We start from the raw sequence: 24,195 nt of genomic DNA, 5'->3' as shown, positions 1-24,195 counted from the left end.
CCGTTGCAAATCACTTAAGATGTTTTAGTATTTAAAATTTTCGAATAAACCATTTGTCAAGCAATTTCAAATATGATGTCATTACATCAATATTTATTTTAATTTATCAATAATAGCAAAGCTTAACGGCTTTATAAATCTTGAATTTATTACCTAAACCTCAAAAACAACACAAAGAATAATCTTACTTTTTGAAATAAATTTAAAAAAACTCACTAATGGAGGTTTTTTATTTTATTCACTTCCAATGAATTAAAAAATAACTTTAAAATAACTTAAAATTAAGTTCATTTTTTGTTTGTAGATGCGAAAAACGTTCCTATATTTGCAACCGCTTAGAACAACAAAGCGCAACAAAGCTGAGATCGGGGAGATACTCAAGCGGCCAACGAGGGCAGACTGTAAATCTGCTGTGTGAACTTCGCAGGTTCGAATCCTGCTCTCCCCACAGAAAGGGTAAAAGAAGCCAAAACGAAAGTTTTTCAATCTTTTCAAAAACCCTCAAAAAACGTGGTAAAGCCTGCAAATCGTAAGATTCGCAGGCTTTTTTCTTTTTTACTGCTTTTCATTTTTTTTAAAAACGCTCAAAATTTCTGTGGCACAATCGTGGCACATTTGAGTTTCAGCAAAATGTGCCACAAAATTAGACCTAAACACCTGTAAACACAGAGGTTAACGAGGTTAACGACTTGTTTTTTTGACGCTATAATTCTACATTTATTAATCTAAAAAGTTGAATTATGTTAGAAAGCAGTTTTGGGTTGGTTTTCTTTTTGAAAATACCCCGCAATGAAAGTAAAATTAGAACTGTCTATTTTAGAATCACAGTAGATGGAATTCCAAAAGAAGCATCCACCAAACGCAAATGGGATATGACTCGGTGGGACAAAAAGAGTGAAAGAGCAGTCGGCACAAAAGAAGATGCAAAATCAATTAACTTTTTCCTGGACTCCCTAGTTTTAAAAATCAACGAAATTAAAACCACTATGATGTACAGCGGTAAATTAATTACCGCTCAAAAAGTAATGGATCAGGTTTTAGGCAACAGTTCGCCACGAATTAAAGTGCTGGAAGAATTTGAAAAGCATAATGATGAAATGAAGGCTCTTCTCGGAAGAGGATATGCAAAAGGAACATTAGACCGTTTTACAATTACTAAAAATCATTTAACAGCTTTTATTCAATTGAAGTTTAAAACTGATGACATAGAATTTACAGATCTAAATTTAGAGTTTGTAAAAGACTTTGAATTTTATCTCAGAACAGTCCGTGACTGCAGTAATAATACTACCCTAAAATACATTGCAAATTTTAAAAAGATTGTAATTCGTGCAATTGATAAGGAAATTATCAGTAAAGATCCTTTTAAAAACTTCAAGGGACGAAAAACTAAGATGGTAAAAAAGCCTCTTACTACCCAAGAACTATATGAACTGGAGAGACATTATTTTACCACTGACAGGCTTGATGTAGTCAGAGATGTATTCGTATTTCAATGTTACACTGGACTGGCTTACATTGATGCATATCAATTGAAGAGAACCGATATCAAAGAAGGAATTGATGGGAATCTTTGGATTATGTCTGAAAGACAAAAAACCAATTCTACAACAAATGTCCCGCTCCTGCCTCAGGCACTTAAAATAATTGAAAAATACAAGGAACATCCACTGTGTATTCAGCGAGGGACTGTCCTGCCTGTTTCTTCCAACCAAAAAATGAATGAGTACCTGAAAGAGGTGGCAGTCTTGTGTGGGTTTCCTTTTACATTAAACACTCACATAGCTCGTCGCACATTTGGCAGTACCGTCACACTCAACAATAACGTTCCTATAAATGTAGTTAAAGAACTGCTGGGTCATGCTTCGGTAAAGCAGACTGAAGCATATGCCATAACAGAGCAGGCAACAATTGGACGAGAAATGTCAATTCTGAATAAAAAACTGAACAAAACTGAACCCAAAATGTCTAAACCGGACTTAGCAGTTCTCAGCAGACTGGAAAAAGAAATCCAGGCTATTAAAAAGAAATACAACATTTCTTCTTGATAAATAATTTCAAAAATATTTAAATTAAAAAGAGGTTATCTCAAATATCTTGAGATAACCTCTTTTTGCATAGTTTTACTTCGCTTTTATAGCCGGGATGATAAGACGGACTGTACTTAATGTATCCTAAATCCTGAAGCTGTTTAAAATATTTATGATAGGTCGGCAGTGTATTGACATGCGATAATTCCATTATTTTACTTCGGCTGACTTGTATCCTCCTCCTCTGCCCCTGCCTGTATCCTAATCCCAGTATAGCGGCCAAAATTGATAGATGATAGACATTTAGCTGGGGATCCTCGACGTACGATGACAGGTAGTCCATTATCTGCCCAACTTTAAGTCTTTTGTTTTGTTTCATCGTCAAATAGTTTTTGAAGATCTTCTTTATTATAGTAGTAAGAGCCAAGTACTTTCTTGAAACGTACTTTTTGGCTTGTTCGTAGATTTTGCACCGAGCCTGCAGAAATATCAAGCAGTTTTCTAACAGCCTTGCTTTTAAGCCACCCAGGTTCTAAAGAATCTTTCTGTGCAGAATTCTTATCTTGAAATACAGCCTGTATTTTATCTAGTAGAAGAAGACCAAATTGTCTTAGATCTTCCTTGGTCACAAATTCATTCATTCTGTAATTATATAAAAGTTATTAATTGAAGAACCTTCAGATATCCGTATCAGCTGAAAACAAAAAATAAACCTCACTCCCGCGATTTTTCTTAAAAGATGGTCGATATTTTATGTATCCATATTGATGAAGTTCCTGGACACATTTATGATAGGTATTTGCAGAGGAAACTTTTGCGATAACAATAATCTCCGAACTAAATACAAAAATTGGATTAATAAAGCCTTTACTGGATCTAAACTGCAATAAAGATGCATAAATGGCAATATGCATTGGACTAATCCGGTAATCATTCTCTATTGCAGTGAAAAAATCCGATAAAGGCTTTAACTTTTCCATAATTATTAAAGTGTGGGAGTTTTTCTTTTCTTTACTTTATTGTCTTTCCTTCCGGGATCACCTTCATCAGAATCTGGATTTTGTTTTTGATCTTTGGAAACCGATTCTTTTTCAGATTCAGCCTTCTTTTCTTCTTTACTCTCTCGATTGTTGATTCGCTGAAGATTTGTGTCGTAAACATTAACGGTTTTGAACTGTGGATTAGCCTCCACATACATTTTACTTTCAGCGCCCCCGGCAACAAAAGTCACTGACTGAAGATTTCCTTTCTTAAGGGAGTTCAAAAGATCTTCCTTGTACTGGGGAGTATTCAGTTCTTTGATAGAATGTTTGGAAAGGCTTGCTTCCAGATCATATCCATAATTTTGATGGTATTGGTTCAGTTTAAAATTACCGCTCTCAGATTCTTTAAAGTTCATTTTCAACCAGCAATTATAGCTCTCGCCTTCTTTTGTCTTAAGATCTTTATTGACAGAACGGCCCTCCATTAAATTATAAGCCTCTTTCATGGTAATGCTTGCGCTGTCTTTGTTGATGTAAAAAGTCTGCTCCAGCCCGGGTTTTTTTTCCTCTTTCTGCAGATTCACGTGATAGGAATTAAAAAAATACATATCAGACTGTTCTGACTTCTTGAAATTTAACTCTACAGTAAGGGTATCTTTATTTGGCAGGCCATTGTTGATAATACCGGTGTGCATAATTTTAAAATCCTTATCACCTTTCATCATGTTCTGTTTCAGTTCTGCATCGAACGTTTCTCCAAATCCAGTATATTTTAACTGGTCTTTCAGGTATTCTAAATTTTTCTCATTCATTGTATCTAGATTTAAATTATTTTCTAAAAATTCTTTCCTCTCCCTAAAAAGCTGGGCAAATCCATAAAGCTCAAAAGCTTCATTTTGGGTAGTATCAATTCCACTTTCTAAAATGGCTCTTAAGTCGTAAATAAGAGATTCAACCGGCAGGCTCTGAAAATAATCTGCATCGTTAGTCATAACTAAACAGTACTCTTGGGCATCCATTGACTTTCTAAAAAATTCTATTGTATAGGTATCGATTACCTCATCAGTATTAAAAGCGACAAATCGATGGCCGTTATGAGCCATTTCTTCAGCAAACGACAGCATCATTTCAGTGTCAGCCAGATTGATTATCATAATGTATTTTAAAATTTAAAAAGTATCAGTGCTGATTCCGTAATCGGAAATATCTTATCAGTCAGATTATTATTAATATCAACTTCCAAATGCCTGCCGCCATTTTTTTCAATCATCTCAAGCGTCAGATATTTATTCTCAGGTATAGTAAATTTCTCCAGCGCATAGACTTTTATTGTTACAGACTCATTAGGTATCACTGCAGTCGATGAAGTTGCATATAATGGCTGTATTTCTATTTCCTGCGATGCCGTTCGTTTTGACTTTTTACGGTCTCTTATAAAAAAGCGAAACTGATCAATATCATAGTTAATCTTTGATTTGTTTTCAAAAACTACACGTATATATAAAACGTCCTGCTGTATAAAGATTCCGTTTACTTCCAGACTTATTTGATACTTGGATTTTTTTAAGCCGGTGGTCTTTTTCATTTTGGATAATGCGATTGAAGCACACTGCTCAATTCTTTTCTGATTTTCATTATCTGCAGAAAATATCACATCATTAGATGCGGCCACTGCATTGTCCGCTTTAATATTTAAATCAGGACAGTCTTCATCATAATTCAGCACAAACACGTATAATTTAGCGTCTGAAGTTACTACTGTTAAATTGGTCTGGAAAAAATACTGCTTAGCTGCTTTTACCAGAAGGATATTCTCCACTCCTTTTGCTTTCTGAACCAGTACATCTGCGCTTCCTTTATCAATGCTCTTAATGGCATAAGGAAAAACAATACTTGTGGTTTTAGAAAAACCGACCTGCAGGTTCTTATACTGGTCTTCATAAAAGGGCATTTCTTTTGGATTTGACTGTGGGTACGCTGATACAAAAACCAGTATACAGCTGATTAGAAACAAATAATTCACTTTTTTCATCTTTTCTCTCTTTTAAGGTTTTAAATTCTTTTGTTTTTCATCATAGAGCAGCACCTGATACCCTGCCTTTACAACCACTTTTATGAGTTTAACTTTTTTGCTCATAAGACTTTTGGCGGCCTCGATGCCCATACCTGCTGCCTGTGCTCCCCAGGAATCCGAAACACCTGTAAGGCCGAGAGTCTGAATGGAACGGTCCGCCGACGCTTTGGCTACATCCCTGCTGATAGCTCCGGGTATATAGATGCCGTCAATGCCGTCAATATCATAAACAGCCAGCTCAACAGGAAATATGGAATTATTGAATTGTATGTTGGAGATCTTTACCTCCAGCCTCTCTCCTTTTAAAGCTGCAGTTCCGTATAGAAAAGTATTCTTGGGTACAGCTGTTCCCTGCAGGAAAATATCATGCAGCAGCCTTAATTTGACTACCGATCCGTTGATAATAGTCTGTGTCTGATGAATAACTGCTTCAATAGAATTCTGCACCACTTCAGAAGGCTGTTCTCCGTCCAGAGAATAAAATGTATTTGTTTTTAGTAAGTTCTGCGAATTTTCATTGCGCTCAAGTGAACTTATGTTGTTCTCCTGTGTTTTTTTCAGCACTGAATATATTTTTCCTTTTTTACTGTCAGTTGATTCTTTAAGCCTTTCCTGCACGCGCTGCGGATGCTGTATATCCAAAATATTCTCCAGCATGCCTCCCAGTTGCTGCAGTTCAGGATCAGATTCCTGTGGTGTGCTCATTGCTGACATAAGTCCTTCGAGTTTTTTGATTTCTTCTGATTCTCCCCGAGAAGTGCCGTAATTTTCAAATTCTCTCATGTCCTGACCGTAACTCGAAGCAGCAGGCTGGCTGATTACTTTTTCAAGAGCCCTAAGCTTCTCATAAACTTTCTGCTCATTGCGGTCCTGAAAAGACTGCGAATTAAAAGCCGATCTGTTTTTTGGAAGAATGCGGGATTCAAGATCATCTGCAGAAAAAGAATTAACTTCATCTTCTGAGACTTTATCATCAAAATAGTTAGGATCTTTCTTTATCTGTTCACGCAGTTTTAAGGAATCAACTGCCGCCTGATCGTAATAACTCATTTTGTCCAGTGTTGAGTCCTCTTTAAACTTAGGCAGAGGCAGATTAAAATTAAATCCCTTCTTTTGATCATTCTCTGCTGTTTTGGCTTCCACTCGTCCTCCTCCTAAGGAATAGAAAAGAAATGTTAGAAATGGAAATGTTATAAGAGGCAGCATTAAAAGCATCTTTCTCTTTTTAGATTCCTTTGGTGATAATGTTTTCTCTTGCATAGTTTTAGTTTTTTAAATTGATTGTCTTAATTTTTGAAGGTGTTGAAACCTCAGCTTCTTTATAAAATGAACTGTAAAGGTTATAGATTAAAAAACCTGATGTTAAGACCGTAAATAGCAGCAGTACCCATATGAGTTCTCTTTTTGAGAGGCCGTCTGTGAATCGCTTCATTTTTTCTGCCCATTTTTTCTGCGCCAGCAGATAATACTCGTGATAAACAAAAGGTTCAGCCCGTCTTTTAAATATAGATTTCATGTAAATTTTATTTTTTGGTTTCAGATGATAAATCCTTATTATCGATAGTATTAAACCGCTCAATAAGAAACCCGTGCGGATTATTATCACTTCTGGAAACATTTCGAAGTGCACCTTCTGTAAGCAGGCTTCTCTTCAAAATACTGGTAGTGCGGATGATACTCTGTCGGGCATAACATCTAAAACGGTAGGGATATTCACGGATATCAATACTCACACTGTCAATCTGAATGGTCTGGCTGATATTCCCTGATATAATTCCCGAATAAAAATTATTTTCCTTTAGGTCATCATAAATGCGTTTTGCACTGTCATCTGCAAGATAAAGCGCCTTTGTAATATTGGTTTTAATAACCTTATCATCAGGATCAAGCGTAAAGAAAAACGTGTGAAAGGTTTTCACATGGTCCCTTGCTTCCACAGCAATATTATCTTTTCTTTCAGATGCATAAGCTTCCAGCGCTTTGCCATTTGCCAGAATATACACTTTGTCCTGCATAAGATTTACCGTTTGGAAACTTTTATAGACCGCATAACAGCTGATTATGATACAGCCGGCAATAACCAGCATTGTGAAACCTCTTACATATCTGAAAGCGGTATCTATGTTTTTCATTTTAGTAAACATGTAATGTTGATTTAAGTCTGTTTTGAATTTCCTTTGAGCCTGTCATTCATATAATTTCCCTTATCAGCAAAATACGGACTGCTCCCCGCCGTAGAAGCCATGCTGCTTGTCATTCTTCGGTCTGCATCTCCCATTGCATCGGATGCCATTCCGACCGCACCTGAAGAGGTCCTGACAACAGAATTAGCTGAACTGCCAAACAGACTTGTCACTTTTTGACCAAGAGCTCCTCCTCCGCCTGCGTGAACTATATAGTTGGCAACAGAAGGCACGGTAAAATATCCTATGATGCCGATTATCATAAAAATGAGGTAAGCCATGTCGGTTCTGCTGAAAAAAGTATCACCGGTCGCCTGCACCTGTGACAGATCCAGTTTGAGCATCAGCTCCTGAATTTTACCGATTATGCTTCCAAAAATATTGGCAACAGGAAGCCAGAGGTAAATATTGATATATCTGGCAAGCCAGACTGTCAGCGTGTGCTGGAAACCGTCAAATACTGCAATGCCGAAAACCAGCGGTCCTAAAATGGAGAGTACAACCAACTGGAAGGTTCTCAGGGTATCAATACAGAGCGCTGCCGCTTCAAACAAAACCCTTAAGATTTCGCTCAACCATTCCTTAACAGAATTTCGAAAACTGTAAGAAGCTTTTTCCATAGCAAATTTTACATCATTGCCTATGCCTGCGAGCATGCTTTCATCCGATGGATCAGCACCGTCGTGAGTATACTTATACCATCTGTCTCGATCTCCCGTTCCCGCCGTGCCGACATACATCTTCCATGGATCTGTTTCCTTTATCGCTTTTTCCTTTTCTTTAAGAAGTACTGCAACCGCATTGTTGGAGCCTGAAACCATAGCAGCAGTAGCTGTTACGGTTGGCTTCATAACACCATTGATAAGTGCCAGAACCGAAGGAAAGATCATAATACAGAATCCTATAACAAACGGACGGAAGAGCGGATAAAAATCAATGGGCTCTGCACATGCAATATGCCTCCAGACTCTGGAAGCTATATACCATATGGCGCCAAATCCCGCTATTCCCTGCCCTACTGCTATAAGATTAGAACACAAAGGCATCATTTCATCATAGAGCTGGTCTAAAACCCCATGGAGACTGTTCATTTCATCACCAAGTCCCTGCGCCATTAACCGCAATGGAAACAATAATACCATAAGCACCGCAGGTGCTGCTTTTTTATTTAATACTATCATCATAATTTAGTCTTTAAATGCCTGTAATCCTCTTGACGCGTAAACATCATTCTTCTCCTTTGCTCTCTGAAGAGCCAGCACATTGGATGATGCATTAAAATTTCTTATGAAAAGAAGTTTATCCTGCATCTGCGCATATATATCGTCAACAGCCTTCAGCCTGTCATCATCCGACATTCTGAGTTTATCAGCGGTTATGACTATTGTTAGTTCATCTAGATTTCGAAGACTCTGATTAAGCAGATTTCCGTAAACTTTTTCAAAATAATTTATTTCCTGTCCGCTGAAATTCCCGCTTTTTATAAATCTGTTCATTGCGTTTCGGCTTTCCTTGACTATTGAAATCTGGTAGTCCACGATCTCTCCTACCTTTTTGTAATTCTTTACCGCAGGACTGACCTGCATAAGTGCGTCCAAAAAGGTTTTATGAAGACTGAAATTTCCTTCAGTCATATCTTTAACCGTTTTGTATCCTCCTGAAAGCAGCTCATATCCCTTTTTCATGTCACTGAGAATTTTCTTGAACTGGGAAAGCTTTTCAATATTCAATATCAGCTGCTGGATTTCCGCTGACTGCCCATTTGATTTATCTGGAATCAGAAAGATGCAGAAAACTGCCATAAACAATAATATCTTTTTCATAGCCGCTTATTTTATAATCCGTACAATTCACTTACACCTCTGTAATCCTTTCTATCTGCAGATTTTGACATCGCCAGAAGTCTGGCTTCACTGCTGAAAGAAAGACAGAAATTATAATCCTCGAGCATAGTTTTGTGCAGAAGATCAATGCGCTCAAGCCTCTGATCATCTTTTAGCTGCAGTTCTGCATCAGTGGTAATAACAAGCAGCTGGTCGAGAGTCTGGCTGCAGCTCCACAGCAGTTTCTCAAAAGACCTCTCAACATGATCCAGTTCATTACCGTAAAACAAATCAGCAGTTTTAAGATCCGCCAAAGTGTTTCGGCAGAGTTTTATTATTTTAAACTGCATGGAAATGATCTCAGCCGTTTTATAATAATTTCTAACCTTTGGATTGATTTTTAAAAGTGAGGTAAAATAATCTCCGTGCAGGTTGAATTCTCCTCTTCTCGCATCCCCAATAAAATTGAGTCCCTTTGATACCGCCGAATATCCTTTCTTTGCATAGTCGATATAAACCTGAAGTGCCGCTATTTGAAGAAGCAGTTCCTTTCTCTGCTTTGCCTGCCCGTTCATACTGTGGCTAAAGACACAGAGGGCCGCGAGTATTACAGCTGTCTTTTTCATGATTTTTTATTTTATTTATGGAATTCCGTAAAATTGTTTCACCCGGTTTACATCAGCTTCTGTTTTGGCCCTCTGAAGGCTCAGCAGTATGTTCTGCTGGTTAAACATTGTAAGGTCATCGTAGTTTGCATCAATCTGGTCGGCAGCCTTGTTGATGATTTCAATACGTTTGAGATCGCTCATCTGGGTGGCAAAAGAATCCAGAATCAAAAAAATCTGGTCGATATTTTTCATACTTTCCTCCAGTATTCCAGTGTAAACACGCTCCATATACTGGATTTCATTGTCTTTAAAATGGGTATCCTGCTTGAAAAGATTCGAGGCTCTTTCATATTCCTGAACAAGCCTTGTCTGCTTTTGGGTAATCTCTTTTATCCTCTGGTAGTAGGTAATAATTGACTTTACTTTTGCCAGCTCTTCATAGTAGCCTTTATAAAGATCTTTCTGTTTCTGAGTCCAGTCCGAGATCTCATCAAGCTTTAATTTGGATAATACATTTTCCACCTGCTTCTGTGCGTTCTGAAGCCAGATGGTCTTGTTCTGCAATTTCTGGATTCTAAGATCAATTGCTTTGATTACTTTTTTTGTTACTGCTTTTACGATCTCCAATATTGGGAGCACCATGGTTTTTTCAGCAGGCCGTGCAGAGGTGCTGACCAGCAGCAGGCAGACCAAACTGACAATTAATTTCTTTTTCATTTTTCTTTTTCATTTAATTCCATTTTTCATATCCTGAGCCATTGCGGCTATTCCTTTCTTTATGTCCCCGCCAAACTTCTTCGCATAGGCATTCATTTTCACTTTCTCGCTTTCCTCTGTTGTATACGCCAGATATTCTTCTAGTGAAACCTCCGTTCGATATACTTTTGAAAGCATCCCTCCCAGCGAGATAAATACTTCTTTGTACTTCCTTGCTGGATCATTGGCCTTATTTACAGAAAGTACAAGTGCCTTCTCTTTGTCTGTAAGTCCCAGCAGCTCCTGAATCTGGTCAAACTTATTCTGATATTTGCTCTGGTCAAGAAGGATCTTGCAGTCGCTATTGTTGATAATAGCCTGTTTTACCACAGGTGAAGAAATAATATCCTCCACTTCCTGAGTTACCACAATAGCTTCACCAAAGAACTTCCTAACAGTCTTAAACAAATATTTTATATAGTCTGCCATTCCTTCCTTGGCAATTGCTTTCCATGCTTCCTCAATAAGAATCATTTTTCGGATACCTTTAAGTTTTCTCATCTTGTTTATAAACACTTCCATAATTATGATGGTTACTACAGGAAAAAGAATTGGATGGTCTTTGATATTATCCAGTTCGAAAACAATAAACCTTTCTTTCAGAAGATCCAGATTTTCCGTTGCGTTCAGCAGATAATCAAACTCTCCGCCCTTGTAATAAGGCCTGAGCACATAGAGAAAGTTATTCACGTCAAAGTCTTTCTCCTTTACCTTATCGGCTTCCAAAATCGATATAAAATCCTCTTTCAGGAAATCATAAAAGCTATTGAAACAGGGAAAAATATCTGAATTACTATCCAATTTCTCGTAATACAGCTGCAGGGCATTTGAGAGCGCCACATACTCGCTCCGGTTAAAGGTTTCGTCATCTTTTTTCCAGAGCGCCAGCAGAAGCGTCTTAATGCTTTCTTTTTTCTCCGTATCAAGATTGTCTCCATCTGAAATATAAAAAGGATTAAAACGGATGGGATTTTTTTCATCGTAAGTGAAATAATAGCCGTTGACCATATCACAGAGTCCCTTGTAGCTGTGCCCGACATCTACCAGCACAATATGAGTTCCCTGTTCGTAATAGCTTCTAACCATATGATTGGTAAAAAAGGACTTCCCGCTGCCTGAAGGCCCTAAAATAAACTTGTTTCGATTGGTGATGATCCCCATCTTAACAGGTTCATCACTGATATCAACATGAACCGGCTTACCAGTCAGCCTGTCTCCCAAACGGATGCCCATTGGACTGAGCGAAGATTTATATCCTGTTTCCATGTTCAGAAAACAGACCGCTTGTTCTGTAAAAGTGTCAAAGGTGTCATTCATGGGAAAGTCCGCCTCATTTCCCGGCATTCCTGACCAGTAAATCTGGGAGGCACCCACAGTTTCATGTTTTGCGGCGGCATCCATCTGTGCAAGGGCTGATGATACCTTGTTTTTAATATCTTTCAGCTCTTCCTTATTGGTGCTCCATGTCAGGACATTATAATGCGCTTTGACCGGCAGCCTCTGCTGTGACACTGCTTCATTCAGGAAATCATTGGTGGCATCCCTTGCAATCATATTCTCCCTGCTGTAGGCCGAGAGTGACTGAAGTCTCAATCGCTTGCTTTCCAGCTTTTGGATGGTTTTCTGGGCATCTTCAATGAAGATATACTGATTGTAAATATGATTACAGGATAAAAGCTGGCCAAGGGTTGAAGCAAAACCAATACTGAATTTGGTTTTATCGGTCGAATAACGGTCAAAATTAATCCTCGATCCGCATAGTCCCGGAAGATCTGCGGCATCTCCAAGCGTAAAAAGCTGGCAGTGCTTGTCCCCTACTGCTAATCCTTCATCAAACCTGATATCCTTAAAAACAAATGAATCTTCCCGCTCTGACAAAAAACAATACTTTTCCACCAGTCCGATTCTCCTGCTCCCGCTTCTTAGCGATTCATTTTGCAGACGCACCAGATTTATAAATCCGCTGTCTTCCATAATCCTCTTAAACTGACCGCAGGCATCTGTAAAATCCTGCAGCAGCTGGGGTTTTAAGGTTTCCTCGGGTACTATGGAACTCCTAAGCAGATTAGAAAACAATGAGGTTGAATTTCTTCTCCCCGCTGGTTTCTTGGTCAGCATGATATAGCAGGAGTGATCCAAAAAAGGTCTTTCATTAAAATAACGCTCACTGCTTCTGGTAAGAAAACTGCTGTCTTCACTTGAAAAATCAGCTTTATAGGCACTTTCTAAAAACCAGTCCTGTTTATGGAAAACACAGAACTTCGGCAGTACCTTTAACGCCTTTATCCAAGATTGGTGAAAAGCTTCATACTCTTGATCTGACAGCGTAAAAATTTCAGGCAGTTCTGCTTTAAAAACTATTGTAACATCTCCCTGTTTTGATAATATGCAATCGTGTTCCACTGCCATAATCGGCAGCTGATCTTCCATCCTCTTCTCCATCCTTCATACATTTTAATCATTAACGTTTTATGGTTATAACTTTACAAAAACCGCTCTGCTGTAAACTTTGATCCACTTCGGAACCTGTTTTTTTGCCAGAGCCTTCATCATGCCGTATTCGCCGTAAGTATTACTCATTCTGTATATTTTAAAAACAAGAAAAGCTCCTGCCGTTCCAATAAAACCAATGCATATAAAAGAAGGAATTCCAATTATATACAGGACGGCAAACAGGATCATAAGACCGACAACACCTCCGCCCAAATACCAGATGTACTGCGCTTTAAGCCCTTTAAATTCAATACTCTGATTGATTCCTTTATTGATAGAATAAACACTGTTGCTCATCTTCTCTATAGTTTAAACACCGAAAAAGGATTTTATGACCGTAGCTACCACCACCAGAAACACACAGCTACCAAACCAGGCTGCCGCAACTTTCCCGGTATCAGGGTCTCCGGCATTCCATTTCTGGTATACTTTTACCGCGCCGATAAGCCCGAGGATCGCACCAACTGCGTACATTAATTCGGTTCCCGCATCAAAGTAACTTCTGACTTTCTGGTTGGCTTCATTGATTCCCGCCACACCGTCCTGGCTGTACATAACATTACTAATCAAAATCATCAGCAGTGACGATCCCATAGCTCTAATTCGTCTAAAAAGACTTTTTAATTTCCATCTGCATTTTTTCATCACAAATCATTTTTAAAGTTATTCTTTAACAAAAAGAAGAGGAATACCGCCGTCGCAGCTCCATTTTTCCTGTCACATAAAGCCATACCGCACAAGAGTGAACGGGGAATATTCCTCCTCTGAATTTTTTAAAATACTGGTCCATCCCAGAGACTGTCAGCTTCGCTTAGAGTTAAAAGGAGATTGGGATGCTTTTGAGATTCAAAGACCATTAGTTGGTTAATGTTTTCTCTTAGGGAAGAAATTTTGATATAAGGGTATTCATCCAGAAGCATTCGCAGGTAGTTTTGAAACTGCTGTTTGGTCAGCCGTTTTTCTGCACTTTCTTTAACTGCTTCTTTAATACGCTGCGATAGATTTTCCGCATCTTGCAGTGTATCAAAAGATTTCGGAAATGAATCGGATATGGACCTAATTTCCTGTAAATTTTTAGAAGTTTTTTTTAGAAATGGTATCTGCAGTTTCATTTCGCCTGATAAGATTTTTTTTAAATCACGACTGTGAAATTTCAGTAAGATTATTAGATACCAGATAATTATGGCAATACCGGCCGCGGCCAGATAATTGCCCCATGAAATATTTGTAAACATAGCTCCTCATTTTATCGTTCAACATTTTATCCTCCTCTATGAAAATCACCATCTGTTAAATGTTGATGGGATTTATTCTACAGGCCAAAGGAACGATAAGAATAAACTTTCTACAAGTACAACTTTTCTGTACCCTTTTTGTACCCTTTCAAAATGCCTGAATTTAAAGGGGTGTCAAATGATACACGGCAATAAAATCTAGTACGTTTTTATCTTACGGATAATTTTCTCAAGACTTTCAATCGCAATTTCCTTATCACGCTCTTCTGCATTATATGATTTGCTTCTGACTGACTGGTAAGAAAGATTTCTCTTTACCGGAGTAGAGAGATAAGGCACTATACTTTTAAATATGTAGTTCATGGACTTGGCCTTAATAATTCTCGCCTCATCTGTCGCCCTTAAAATAAGTCCAATCTGATCTCCAGAAAGTACACATTCAAGTTTTGAATCTGCCTTCTCTACAAATTCACCTTCAATAGTAGCACCAAGCTGCTCCTGCATTAGAATTGCTGCCTTTTTTTCAGCATATCTGATTTCGCTGGAGAACCAGTATTCCAAAAATGAAATCAGATTCTGTTGGGATGGATTAAAGGTTAATCTTATATCTGCGTTTATTTTAGAAAGTTTCTTGCAGAAGTACAGCAGGTTTTCAAGTCTTTCAGATAAATTCCCAAAAACTTCCAAATACCTGCCTATTCTGGTCACGAGTCTTTCAATATATTCTCTGCAGTTAAAATTCATTCTTATTAGCATAAGATCAAGATTAGAAAAACTTTCTGATTCCGTAATTGGATAATTTAATTTTTCAAGTTCGCTGATTATCTCTCTGTAATACAAAATCTGGCGGTAGGTATATTTACTCTTTCTGCAGCTTTGTAGGGGTGCAGCAAGAAGATTAACAACAAATTCCAATTCGGGATCAATTTCCTCTGTATTTTCTTTTTTATTACTTAGATTCTTTAAAGCCTCAAGTGTCTCTTTTTTCCAGATCGAAAAATAGCTGTGCGACACCCTTTGGTCCAGACTCATAAAGGCCGAATATCTTATTTCTACAAATGACACCAAATCATCGAGGGAACTGGCTATCAGGTCAAATATTCTAAAAAATTCAGGGGAATTGAATTTTTCGATCATTCTTATTTCTACTACCCGATCTATCAAAAAAACCAATGAAGTATGATATTTTCTAATATGAAGTCTAATCTGCCTTTTGCTTTTCAGCTCAAAAAAAGAATCTTTAATATGAATTTTGATTTTTTTTGATTCAGACACTATTGTTTTACTCAAATTTTCCAGTTCATGTTCCGATATTTTTACAGAAAAATTATCAGTATCAAATGAATTTAAAATCAACGAATCGAACCATTCCAAAGGATATATTTTAATCATCGTCTTATTGTTTTAATTAAACAATCTTTGGCAGAATGAGGAGCGATTCAGGCAGCTTATTTTTTATTTGAACGAAATTCGGTTGGCAGCATGCCGGTATGTCTTTTAAAAAACACGCCAAAGTTTTCAGCACTGCTGAACTCTAGTTCATCGGCTATATTAGACACGGAATAGCTTGAGTCCGTAAGAAGATTTTTCGAAACATTGACAAGAGCTTCAATAATAAATGCTTTCGCTGTTTTACCGGTGCTCTCTTTTACCATCTTATTCAAATGACCTGGAGTGATAAATAAAGCACCTGCATAAAACTGCACATGATGCTGTTTCCTCAAATGTATTGAAAGTATAGTCAGGAATTGTATTACAATACTTTCTCTTCTTGAAAAATCAAGAGTTAAGTCTGGTTTATATTTCGAATGTATAAACTTGAGTTCATATATAAATAAATTAAAACATATCCGGCGCAGCTTGATAATTACTTCTGGTTTGTCATCGCTGTTCTGCAATGCATACAATAATTTATAAATAAGCGACAAAACTTTAAAGTCCGCTTTTTGAAGACTAATCTTTCGATCTGATTTTAACATAAGAAAACTAAAAGCATCAGAAAGCTCTTTCTCATAACAGTTATTAAATGCAAAATCAAAATTTGTCCTTACAAGATAAAGCTGGATGTTATCCGTCGCCTCAAGCTTTGTACAAATGGAATTAAATGGGATTACCAATAAATCTTTCCGATTGACTATATTGGTTTCGTCATGGAATCTGATATTCATTTTACCACTTTTGATTAAAAGCACTGAAAAATTTGAAACGGCAAATGGAACAGACACAATATTTTTCATCTTGTAGTCTGTAATATATACCACATCAACACCATCATTTTCAATGCTTTTAATCTCAGTATTTAAGATTTCTCTAATCATTTTTGCTCTTTTTGTTCAGATCTTCTTTTAGATTTTATCCTTGAAAAAATATTCCATCCACGTAAAAAACTGGAAATATAAATTAGACAGACAGCAGATGTATAAAACATACGCCGTTAATCTCGGGCTCTCACTAATGTTGTCATTGTAAAGTACGTGCTGGACCAGCTTATCAGCAGCAAAAAGCTTCATTATAAAATAAAGGCTGCAAAGATTAAAAAGGAACAGTAAAATATAAAACAAAGCTCTCTTTTTCATAAATCAAATAGATTGGAAAATCATTAATCAACTATATTAAAATAGGAAGTTATTCAACTTGAGTAACCTCGTAACATATTTAATTTCTGGTACCTTTACTTGTGGTGGACGTCTCCCAATCCCTGTCCTTTCTGTCCTTTTCACTAAATAAAACTGCTTCGGAAATAGAAGAAATAGACAGAACGGTTTCCTTTTCACCTGTTAGAAGCGTTGAATCCTGTCTTTTGGCAATCTCGTATTGAATTATAAAATCGTCTACAATTTGGTACTGCTGTCCGCGAAGATTTCCAAGATTAACTATATACCCCTTCATATCAAGTTTCAATGATGATCCGAGTGTACTTTCATCAACAATTATAAGTAGTGTTGAAACAGGATCCTCTGTAGAAGAAATTGTATCTAAATCAGAACTGCTTTTATCAAAAGTCCTTAGTTCATTTCGTCCAGTTTGGTCTTTGAGTACCGAAATGATCGTTTCTTCTAATTGGGCAGGAATTAGAAGTAGGTAATCTCCCGCCGGAACTTCCTTAAGGTCTTTTTCTAAAGCGGACCCAGTTTTAAAATCCGCTGTTTTCTCTCTGCTGACTGCTTCGTTGGAAACCAGCCCTGAACTAGAATTGTCAAAATCGTCATTAGAACATGAACCTAAAAAAATAATTAAACCAGTTAATAATAAATTTTTCATAATGTAAAATGGTTTGTTAAATTGAGAACTTGTCTCAGTCCATTTTACCCGGGCCAGCAGAACTTTTGTTCAGTACTTTACTGAATCTTTTGCTGTTGAATTCAAGGCAAATCTAAATTGCAAAAAATCATAAATCAAGAACATGTATGTGGGTTTTCGGAAAATCCACTATCGATTTCCATGAAATCAATAAAGTATTTTTCTTACATTATTTCACTGTAATCCAAATATTTACAGTATTTTTGAACGCTTCTCACAGAAAGTTTCCGCATTTTTCTCTACTAATCTGTTTATGCCTGCTTCGAGGCATAAACCTAAAGCTTCCATGGATTATGAAATTTAAATTACCTGTATTGCTGGTTTTATTTTTTTTAAGTAAATCACTAACTGCACAGACGATTTCAAACAGAGATGCGGATTCACTTATTTCCAAAACTTATACGTATCTGGATGATAAGATCTATGAAAACAAAAATGACAGCTTGAAAGCATCTCCTTATTTATACGCATACTTACATAAAGCAAAAAAGGAAAAGAATTTGGAAGAGACCGTTAATGCGTATCAAAACCTGCTGCATCAATCCCCTATGAACCTCCGATTGAAATATGCAGACAGCATGGTGCAGACAGCAGTAAAGTCAAGAAGTAATGAACTCATTGGATCCGCCCAGCTTTCCAAAGGGATAGTATACTACAGTCAGAAAAACTTTGTAAAAGCTTATGATTATTATATTAAAGCAAATGAAAACATTTCTAAAACTGAAAATGATTACTTGATTTATAAAACCAAATATCATATTGCGCAGATTAAATTTTATCTCGGATTTTATGATGAAGCAATTTCTCTTTTTAATGACTGCATTGAATATTTTAAAAAAAATCAGGCTCGTCCCTATTTGAATTCTCTGCATTCACTTGGTGTTTGTTACAACATGACTGGAGATTACAGTAAATGCTCCGAAACTAATGCACTGGGAATTAAAGAATGTGAACGGCTTAATATTCCGGAGATGGAATTATTTTTTAAACACTCCGAAGGAATCAACCAGTACTTTCTAAATAATTATCACACTTCTATTGAATTGCTCCAGGAAGTAATGCCGCAGTTAAACAGCATGACAGAATTTGCAAATGAATCAATTGCCAATTTTTATATTGGAAAAAACTACTGGAAACTCCTGCAGCCGGCAAAAGCTGTTCCTTATTTCAAAAAGGTGGAAAAGGTATTTATTGAGAAAGGCTACATTCGTCCGGACTTAAGAGAAGTTTTTGAATTAATGATTAAATATTACAAGAAAGAAAATAACTTGAAATCCCAGCTCTATTATATAGACCAGCTTCTAAAAGCTGATTCTATACTAATAGATACCAATAAGTATCTAATGGGCAAAATTCACAAAGAATATGACACTAAGGAAATCATGCTTGAGAAAGAAAAAATCCAAAAGCAGCTGATACTGCAAAAATACTATGATGTTATTTTAATTGGTATAGTTGTGATACTCTTTTCAGCAGTACTGCTGGGCACATTTAATCACTTTGAAAATAAGAAACGCAATAAGTTAAAATATGATGCCCTTTTGGAAAAAATTGAAAAGAAGAAAGTACAAAAGCATATCCCTGAAAGATTTCAAATTTCAGATATTTCAGAGGATGCGGTTCAAAGTATTTTACGACAGCTGGAAAAATTTGAGAAAGACAGGAAGTTTTTAGATAAGGATTTAACCCTTGGTTCGCTGACTGCAGCATTTAATTCCAACAGTAAATACTTATCGAAAGTAATTTATAGTTTTAGAGAGAAAGGTTTTGTAGATTATATAAATGATTTAAAGATTGACTATCTGATTGATCTACTTCGTAATTCTAAACTGCATAGAAATTACACCATAAGTTCTTTAGGTGAAGAAGCTGGGTTCTCCTCTACTCCAAGATTTACAAATGCATTTCAATCCAGGGCAGGAATTTCAGTCAGCTATTTCATTAAACAGCTTAAAAAAGATAATCCATAAAAATAATTTTTAATTAAACTCGTTTGCAGTAACAGCAAAATTATATTTTTGCTCACTTAAATAAAAAATTGTACTATGAAAGACCTTGTTGCAAAAATCAACGCCGAAATCGAAACATTTAAAACAGAATCTGAAGCATTGGCTGAAAAAGGAGTTAAAGCTGCCGGAGCTAGAGCAAGAAAATCATCATTGGAAATTGAAAAACTTTTAAAGGAGTTTAGAAAAGTTTCTATTAAGGAATCTAAGAAATAATTTTTTTTAGACTTGCTTATTTAAAAGGGGAATGGGGCTTTGTAGGCCCCATTTTTATTTGATTTTTATTTCTAATACCTAGGCTGTTGTTGTCATCTTAAAAGGTGCGAAGTTACTTTTTTAAAGCCTAAAGCTATTTTTTCATACAGCCTTTTCCCGCTTTATGCTGCAATCTTTGATGCCGAAACCCGGCAGAAAAGGATTTTCGCTTCAATCGGGGCTGAGAAATATTATGTTCTTACAGATGATTTCAGCATCATTTGGTTTAATATTTTAAATACTATTACTTGCTTAATAATCTATCAAGTAAATCTAATTTCGTTGTAATGGATAGGTACGTTACAAAAGACTCAAGCTGATGAAATTTGTAATAGCAATAGTGCCGTAAACTTCCTTCTTGTGCCGTCACATGTTGCGCAATTTTATTTAATTCTTCTAAAGAAAAATCTTTATAGTTAAGAAACATTTTCTTCAAGACATTTTCATCAATTACGGAGTTTAAATATGTTTCAAAAGTTATCTCTTCAGAATTCAGTAAATCATAGATGTATTCGTGGTAAATTTCATCTCCATGGTAATTGTCGTCTAGTATGACAATATATTGAAATGTGCTGAACAGTTCAATATAGCAGTATAAAATCCCATCTTGCTTTAAGCTTTTTAAAACAATAGTATGAAGCGGATAATGCATTGATTTATGGGATCTGTTTTCAAAAATTACCTCTTGAGGAGTAAAAGGGTAAAATGGTAATATCATAATATCATTTCTGAATCTTTCATTGTCCAAATCCAGAATACATTTAAGGTTATTTCTGTCAACACCTTTAAATGTTGCAAAACCAGCTGCAATCTTTGCAAACCCAAAAGGAAAAATTTTGTTCACAATTTCAAAATCAAAGCTGACTTCTCCTGAAAGATCTGTCCAGATTTTTATTTCTTGTTCCGTCTTTATTTCTCCTTTTTTTTTCAAATATTCGATATATCCTTTGCCAATTTTTTCTGACTGTGCATATACAGCATTTTTTTCATGATCGAATACAGGTTTTCTTGGAAAGCATTTGTTATCCTTGAAGACTATTTCTTCATTAAATTTTTGATGCATTCCTACTATTCCTCGCGATGATTTTCTGTCTTTCTCTAAGGGAAGTCTTCTATATATACTCTCAAATATTTTATTAAAGGGAGTGTCGATTAATACTGAGAGGTCTGAATTCGCTTTTGAGCTTAAAATGTTTCTGCTTTTTAGCTGCCCTCCAAGAGCGTTTGGCAGTATATGCTCCAAAGATTTATTTTCGTCTGTAATTTCAATTCCTGTTAAATAGCATTTCATATTATACAAATGGTGATTAGATTACATCAGAATAATCCTATTTTAAAAATAAAAATGAGATATTCTGAAAATGTTTTTTTATTATATCATTTAATTAGGAAAATGTTTGCTGCCAAATATACCCATGCCAGCACTTTTTTACTTTTGAGATCTAATTTTTTCTACCATTTCTATTATTTTATCAGGCAATTTACCTTCAAAATATTCAAAAATTAAGGGATTGCCGGCCAAATAATGACTAGTTAATTCAACCCAATCGTTAACATGAATCTCGCCGTTAACTTTAAATAATTTCTGGGAAAGAGTTTTTATTTTTGATGGATTTTTGTCATTGTGATTAAAGTCGGTTTCCCTACGCTGAAAATACTCTTTCTCAGTATAAAAATGAATGGCTCCATCCAAATGCCTGAACGTACCATTTTTAAGATCAAATTCTGCATGGATGTATTTTGCGGGAAAATATTCATTTCCATCTTTTATAATTCTGCATTCAGGTTCTTTAAATTCTTCTGCCTGAAAAACCTTAATTTTGGTATTGATATTATTTTCAACTGATTCTTTGGTATACCACTTAATATCTAATGAATAAACGTTTCCAAATAAGAAATCAATTTCTGCGGGTTCTAAATCTACAGGAGGTCTTAATTTGGTAATTCCGTCTTCAATCTTTGAAATATCTTGATCAAACTTGGAACCATACCAGCTGTCAAATTCCATTAGCATTCTGCTGTCAAGATTAATTCGAACTCTGTCTAAATCAAGTCCAAGATATTTGTCGTTTTTGGTTGAAATATAATTGCAGAAAATTTCAAGAAACCTTGGAGCAAAAGCTTCATTTTTATAATGACCCCTTCTAAAGTATGGGTGTGCCATTGCCATAAAGTTTTTGGCGGCAAAATAGCCCGGAGCCCATGTTTTTTTTGTAAATTCTTTGTCTAATACTTTAAATGAAACTAATTCCTCTTTATCGACTTTAATTTTCTTATTTAGTAAAGTAAGCAGATCGGGATAAGTTGCGACAATACCAATTTTGGAAATAAATTTTATATCAGAAATAGTAATAGGAATTTTTAACTTATTGCAGTCACTTATAAAATTTTTAATTAATTCTTCATTCTCCTGCAACTCTCTGGTTTGCTCCTCCATCAAAATTTTTCTTTGATTTTCGATTATAATTTCTCTTTCATTCATTTGTAAGCTTTTTTCTTAAGCGTAATTTTAAGTTCTTTCACCTTTTTTTAGCTGGTTTGACAACTCCGGGCATCCCTAAATCTTTTTTGGTGTAGTAGTTTTCAATGTCATCACGATATGAAGAAATAAAAATCTTTTCATTTTTGTTCTCAGCGGCCAAAGGGAATTTATTTTCTAAAAAGAACCCTAAAATATCTATTTCATCCTGAAATTCAACATCATTTCTTTCATACAGGCCAAATCGGTTTTCGATATAATCTTCAAAATCCTTTTCATTTTCGATTAAATCGGAAAATATCATCAGATCATAAAGTGAGACGATCCATGTCCATTTATAATCAGCGCTTAGCACCCCAGATTCTATTAAATATTTTAGATTAACCGATACAGTTGAGAGATGTTCATACATTACAGAAATTTTGATAATCTTATACTGGTTACATTTGTCAATTTTTAATGTATTTAACTTTGAATCAGCAATATATCTAAATTCTGGACTATCGTTGTTTTCAATGTATTTTTCAGCTCTATGACATTGAAATGAACCTTCATTTACTGTCTCTTTTAGCCTGTCTTTTAATCCCTTAACAGCACCTCGTCGATGCTTTTTATTAAGTTCGCCGGCTTTAACTTCAATAATGTAAATTGTGTCCTGACTAATACCTAAAATATCTAATTCAGGTTCTTTAGCTAAACCATCCTCTGTTATATTGTATTTTAATGAATGGTAGAATTCTGCGTTGGGCAGAAACTTCTCAAATAATTGTTTTGTTTTCCTTTCGATATAATTATCGCGTGAATTTAAAAATGAATTGCCTTTAAATGAATGCTCGTAATATATAGGATCTGCTGACTCCAATAGATTTGCGGTAATATTGAATATGTTTCTAAAGGGAAGACTTAAGGAAAAACAGTAGAATTTATCCCCAATCTGAATTAGCGGTTTGGTCTGGCTCACCGAATCGCCTAAAATAAAACCGCCAAACTTGCCTTTTAAAAATTCTGAATTGTCTCCAAATTTATGCGATAGCAGTTCAAAAATCCTTTTTTCTTTTTCAGTCTTAGGAATAACCCAAAACAATCTATTGTAGCCTTCAATTAGATCCAGAGAAAGTAGTGAAGGCCCTTCCGGATGCTCGTCATCAAACAAATCTAAATTCTCAGAAACAAATTGCTGCATAAAGTGCTTTCCTGTCGACATCATTTCCTCCTTGACAGCATCTTCACCTTTTTCGTCACTCCATTCAATAAATCTTTGATGCGCCAATGAACCCCCGAAAGCATTTCCGATCTTAGAACCAACCAATAAATCAAGTTTTTTAATCGTATTATAAATATCTGTAGAATCAAAACCGTAATACTGCTGCAGAAAGTTATTATGGAATCCGAATGTTTCTTCATAAATTTCTGAAATATGGGATTGATACCCATCACCCCGGACATGGATTGCATCTTCCATAACAGCAAGTTTTAGCCAATGATCGAATTCTGTTCCATCCTTAGGATATTCTGCGGACTTTTCATAAAAGTTGATATTCATCTTTATTTTTGATAGCTGGCCTTTTATTTCAAGAATATCATCTTCGGTTGGAAGTATTCCAATTTTGGAATTTGCCTCCGCAGTGGCTATATTTATGGCATATTCAAGCAGGACTTCAATTTCTTCATCTTCTACCATTCTTTCTTTTTGCGCCTCCTCCATATCCTGGCCAGTATAACCTTCCATCAGCTGGTTATAAAGATTCGGGCTCGCTGCAATAAGCTTTGATCCTAATCCTCCTAAAACATAAATTTTATCATATTTGTTTATCAGCAAAACAGCTGTTTTTATTTCATCTTTTATCCAGCTAAAATATCTTTCCCTGTCAGCTTTTGCCTGCGTAATGGCATGCTGCCAAAATGCTTTAACTTCTTCGTTTAGATATGAAGGTGTACTCATAATGGTTTCTTTATCAATTGCAGGCAGA

25 protein-coding genes and 1 tRNA gene are annotated in these 24,195 nt (G+C 35.9%); 4 read left to right on the top strand and 22 right to left on the bottom strand.

Annotation, left to right across the window (positions count from 1 at the left end; all coding sequences use genetic code 11):
* The first annotated feature begins 367 nt into the window (after window positions 1–367).
* Window positions 368–448 (top strand) — tRNA-Tyr (locus tag GKZ88_RS10135).
* Window positions 449–740: 292 nt separating this feature from the next.
* Window positions 741–2,048 carry a site-specific integrase gene (locus GKZ88_RS10130; RefSeq protein ID WP_155102262.1) on the top strand — a complete coding sequence of 436 codons (1,308 nt, stop codon included), beginning with the start codon at window positions 741–743 and terminating at the stop codon, window positions 2,046–2,048.
* Window positions 2,049–2,088: 40 nt separating this feature from the next.
* Here GKZ88_RS10130 and GKZ88_RS22485 read toward each other — a convergent pair whose 3' ends face one another.
* From GKZ88_RS22485 to GKZ88_RS10035, 19 genes are all read right to left on the bottom strand, one after another.
* Window positions 2,089–2,241 (bottom strand): hypothetical protein, encoded by a 153-nt coding sequence (locus tag GKZ88_RS22485; protein ID WP_230392497.1) that lies wholly within the window; start codon window positions 2,239–2,241, stop codon window positions 2,089–2,091.
* A 145-nt stretch (window positions 2,242–2,386) separates the two neighbouring features.
* Window positions 2,387–2,671: a helix-turn-helix domain-containing protein gene (locus GKZ88_RS10120; RefSeq protein WP_155102261.1), complete on the bottom strand. Its 285-nt coding sequence runs from the start codon at window positions 2,669–2,671 to the stop codon at window positions 2,387–2,389.
* 36 nt (window positions 2,672–2,707) lie between these two features.
* Window positions 2,708–3,010 (bottom strand): hypothetical protein, encoded by a 303-nt coding sequence (locus tag GKZ88_RS22480; protein WP_155102260.1) that lies wholly within the window; start codon window positions 3,008–3,010, stop codon window positions 2,708–2,710.
* 5 nt (window positions 3,011–3,015) lie between these two features.
* On the bottom strand, window positions 3,016–4,167 hold the full coding sequence (locus tag GKZ88_RS10110) for a hypothetical protein (RefSeq protein ID WP_155102259.1): 1,152 nt from the start codon (window positions 4,165–4,167) through the stop codon (window positions 3,016–3,018).
* 8 nt (window positions 4,168–4,175) lie between these two features.
* A complete protein-coding gene (gene traN / locus GKZ88_RS10105) occupies window positions 4,176–5,045 on the bottom strand; it encodes a conjugative transposon protein TraN (protein ID WP_155102258.1) in 870 nt (289 codons plus the stop codon).
* Window positions 5,046–5,057: 12 nt separating this feature from the next.
* Complete coding sequence (gene traM / locus GKZ88_RS10100; RefSeq protein ID WP_155102257.1) at window positions 5,058–6,347, bottom strand: conjugative transposon protein TraM; 1,290 nt, start codon at window positions 6,345–6,347, stop codon at window positions 5,058–5,060.
* 4 nt (window positions 6,348–6,351) lie between these two features.
* Complete coding sequence (locus GKZ88_RS10095) at window positions 6,352–6,603, bottom strand: hypothetical protein (RefSeq protein ID WP_155102256.1); 252 nt, start codon at window positions 6,601–6,603, stop codon at window positions 6,352–6,354.
* A gap of 7 nt (window positions 6,604–6,610) precedes the next feature.
* On the bottom strand, window positions 6,611–7,219 hold the full coding sequence (traK, locus tag GKZ88_RS10090; RefSeq protein ID WP_230392496.1) for a conjugative transposon protein TraK: 609 nt from the start codon (window positions 7,217–7,219) through the stop codon (window positions 6,611–6,613).
* Between the two features lie 23 nt (window positions 7,220–7,242).
* Window positions 7,243–8,454, bottom strand: coding sequence for a conjugative transposon protein TraJ (gene traJ, locus GKZ88_RS10085; RefSeq protein ID WP_155102254.1), 1,212 nt, complete (start codon window positions 8,452–8,454; stop codon window positions 7,243–7,245).
* Window positions 8,455–8,457: 3 nt separating this feature from the next.
* A complete protein-coding gene (locus GKZ88_RS10080; protein WP_155102253.1) occupies window positions 8,458–9,093 on the bottom strand; it encodes a TerB family tellurite resistance protein in 636 nt (211 codons plus the stop codon).
* A gap of 11 nt (window positions 9,094–9,104) precedes the next feature.
* Entirely contained in the window at window positions 9,105–9,719 is a 615-nt protein-coding gene (locus tag GKZ88_RS10075; RefSeq protein ID WP_155102252.1) for a hypothetical protein, read from the bottom strand.
* A 15-nt stretch (window positions 9,720–9,734) separates the two neighbouring features.
* Complete coding sequence (locus GKZ88_RS10070; protein WP_155102251.1) at window positions 9,735–10,418, bottom strand: conjugal transfer protein TraI; 684 nt, start codon at window positions 10,416–10,418, stop codon at window positions 9,735–9,737.
* Between the two features lie 9 nt (window positions 10,419–10,427).
* The gene (locus GKZ88_RS10065) at window positions 10,428–12,899 is read right to left on the bottom strand and encodes a TraG family conjugative transposon ATPase (protein ID WP_155102250.1); all 2,472 of its coding nucleotides are present in this window, start codon (window positions 12,897–12,899) and stop codon (window positions 10,428–10,430) included.
* Between the two features lie 33 nt (window positions 12,900–12,932).
* Window positions 12,933–13,247, bottom strand: coding sequence for a DUF4133 domain-containing protein (locus GKZ88_RS10060; RefSeq protein WP_155102249.1), 315 nt, complete (start codon window positions 13,245–13,247; stop codon window positions 12,933–12,935).
* A 12-nt stretch (window positions 13,248–13,259) separates the two neighbouring features.
* Window positions 13,260–13,544 (bottom strand): DUF4134 domain-containing protein, encoded by a 285-nt coding sequence (locus tag GKZ88_RS10055; protein WP_230392508.1) that lies wholly within the window; start codon window positions 13,542–13,544, stop codon window positions 13,260–13,262.
* 179 nt (window positions 13,545–13,723) lie between these two features.
* Complete coding sequence (locus GKZ88_RS10050; RefSeq protein ID WP_155102247.1) at window positions 13,724–14,185, bottom strand: hypothetical protein; 462 nt, start codon at window positions 14,183–14,185, stop codon at window positions 13,724–13,726.
* A 198-nt stretch (window positions 14,186–14,383) separates the two neighbouring features.
* Window positions 14,384–15,577, bottom strand: coding sequence for a hypothetical protein (locus tag GKZ88_RS10045; RefSeq protein WP_155102246.1), 1,194 nt, complete (start codon window positions 15,575–15,577; stop codon window positions 14,384–14,386).
* Window positions 15,578–15,633: 56 nt separating this feature from the next.
* The gene (locus tag GKZ88_RS10040) at window positions 15,634–16,503 is read right to left on the bottom strand and encodes a helix-turn-helix domain-containing protein (RefSeq protein WP_155102245.1); all 870 of its coding nucleotides are present in this window, start codon (window positions 16,501–16,503) and stop codon (window positions 15,634–15,636) included.
* Between the two features lie 337 nt (window positions 16,504–16,840).
* Window positions 16,841–17,446 carry a hypothetical protein gene (locus GKZ88_RS10035; protein ID WP_155102244.1) on the bottom strand — a complete coding sequence of 202 codons (606 nt, stop codon included), beginning with the start codon at window positions 17,444–17,446 and terminating at the stop codon, window positions 16,841–16,843.
* Window positions 17,447–17,799: 353 nt separating this feature from the next.
* On the opposite strand from GKZ88_RS10035, the gene GKZ88_RS10030 reads away from it, so the two are divergent.
* Window positions 17,800–19,455, top strand: coding sequence for an AraC family transcriptional regulator (locus tag GKZ88_RS10030; protein ID WP_230392495.1), 1,656 nt, complete (start codon window positions 17,800–17,802; stop codon window positions 19,453–19,455).
* A 75-nt stretch (window positions 19,456–19,530) separates the two neighbouring features.
* Window positions 19,531–19,707: a histone H1 gene (locus GKZ88_RS10025; RefSeq protein WP_155102242.1), complete on the top strand. Its 177-nt coding sequence runs from the start codon at window positions 19,531–19,533 to the stop codon at window positions 19,705–19,707.
* Window positions 19,708–19,990: 283 nt separating this feature from the next.
* On the opposite strand, the gene GKZ88_RS10020 is transcribed toward GKZ88_RS10025, so the two are convergent.
* The 3 genes from GKZ88_RS10020 to GKZ88_RS10010 all read right to left on the bottom strand — a co-directional run bounded on the left by GKZ88_RS10020 (window position 19,991) and on the right by GKZ88_RS10010 (window position 24,167).
* Window positions 19,991–21,037 (bottom strand): HNH endonuclease, encoded by a 1,047-nt coding sequence (locus GKZ88_RS10020; protein ID WP_155102241.1) that lies wholly within the window; start codon window positions 21,035–21,037, stop codon window positions 19,991–19,993.
* Between the two features lie 138 nt (window positions 21,038–21,175).
* Window positions 21,176–22,228, bottom strand: a complete 1,053-nt coding sequence (locus GKZ88_RS10015) for a hypothetical protein (protein ID WP_155102240.1) — start codon at window positions 22,226–22,228, stop codon at window positions 21,176–21,178.
* 37 nt (window positions 22,229–22,265) lie between these two features.
* A complete protein-coding gene (locus tag GKZ88_RS10010; protein WP_155102239.1) occupies window positions 22,266–24,167 on the bottom strand; it encodes a hypothetical protein in 1,902 nt (633 codons plus the stop codon).
* Between the last annotated feature and the right edge of the window lie 28 nt (window positions 24,168–24,195).

It is taken from the genome of Flavobacterium sp. LC2016-01 (genome assembly GCF_009711135.1).
GTDB lineage: Bacteria > Bacteroidota > Bacteroidia > Flavobacteriales > Flavobacteriaceae > Flavobacterium.
The sequence above is the reverse complement of the archived record's forward strand: the minus strand, read 5'-3'. Positions and strand labels throughout refer to the sequence as shown.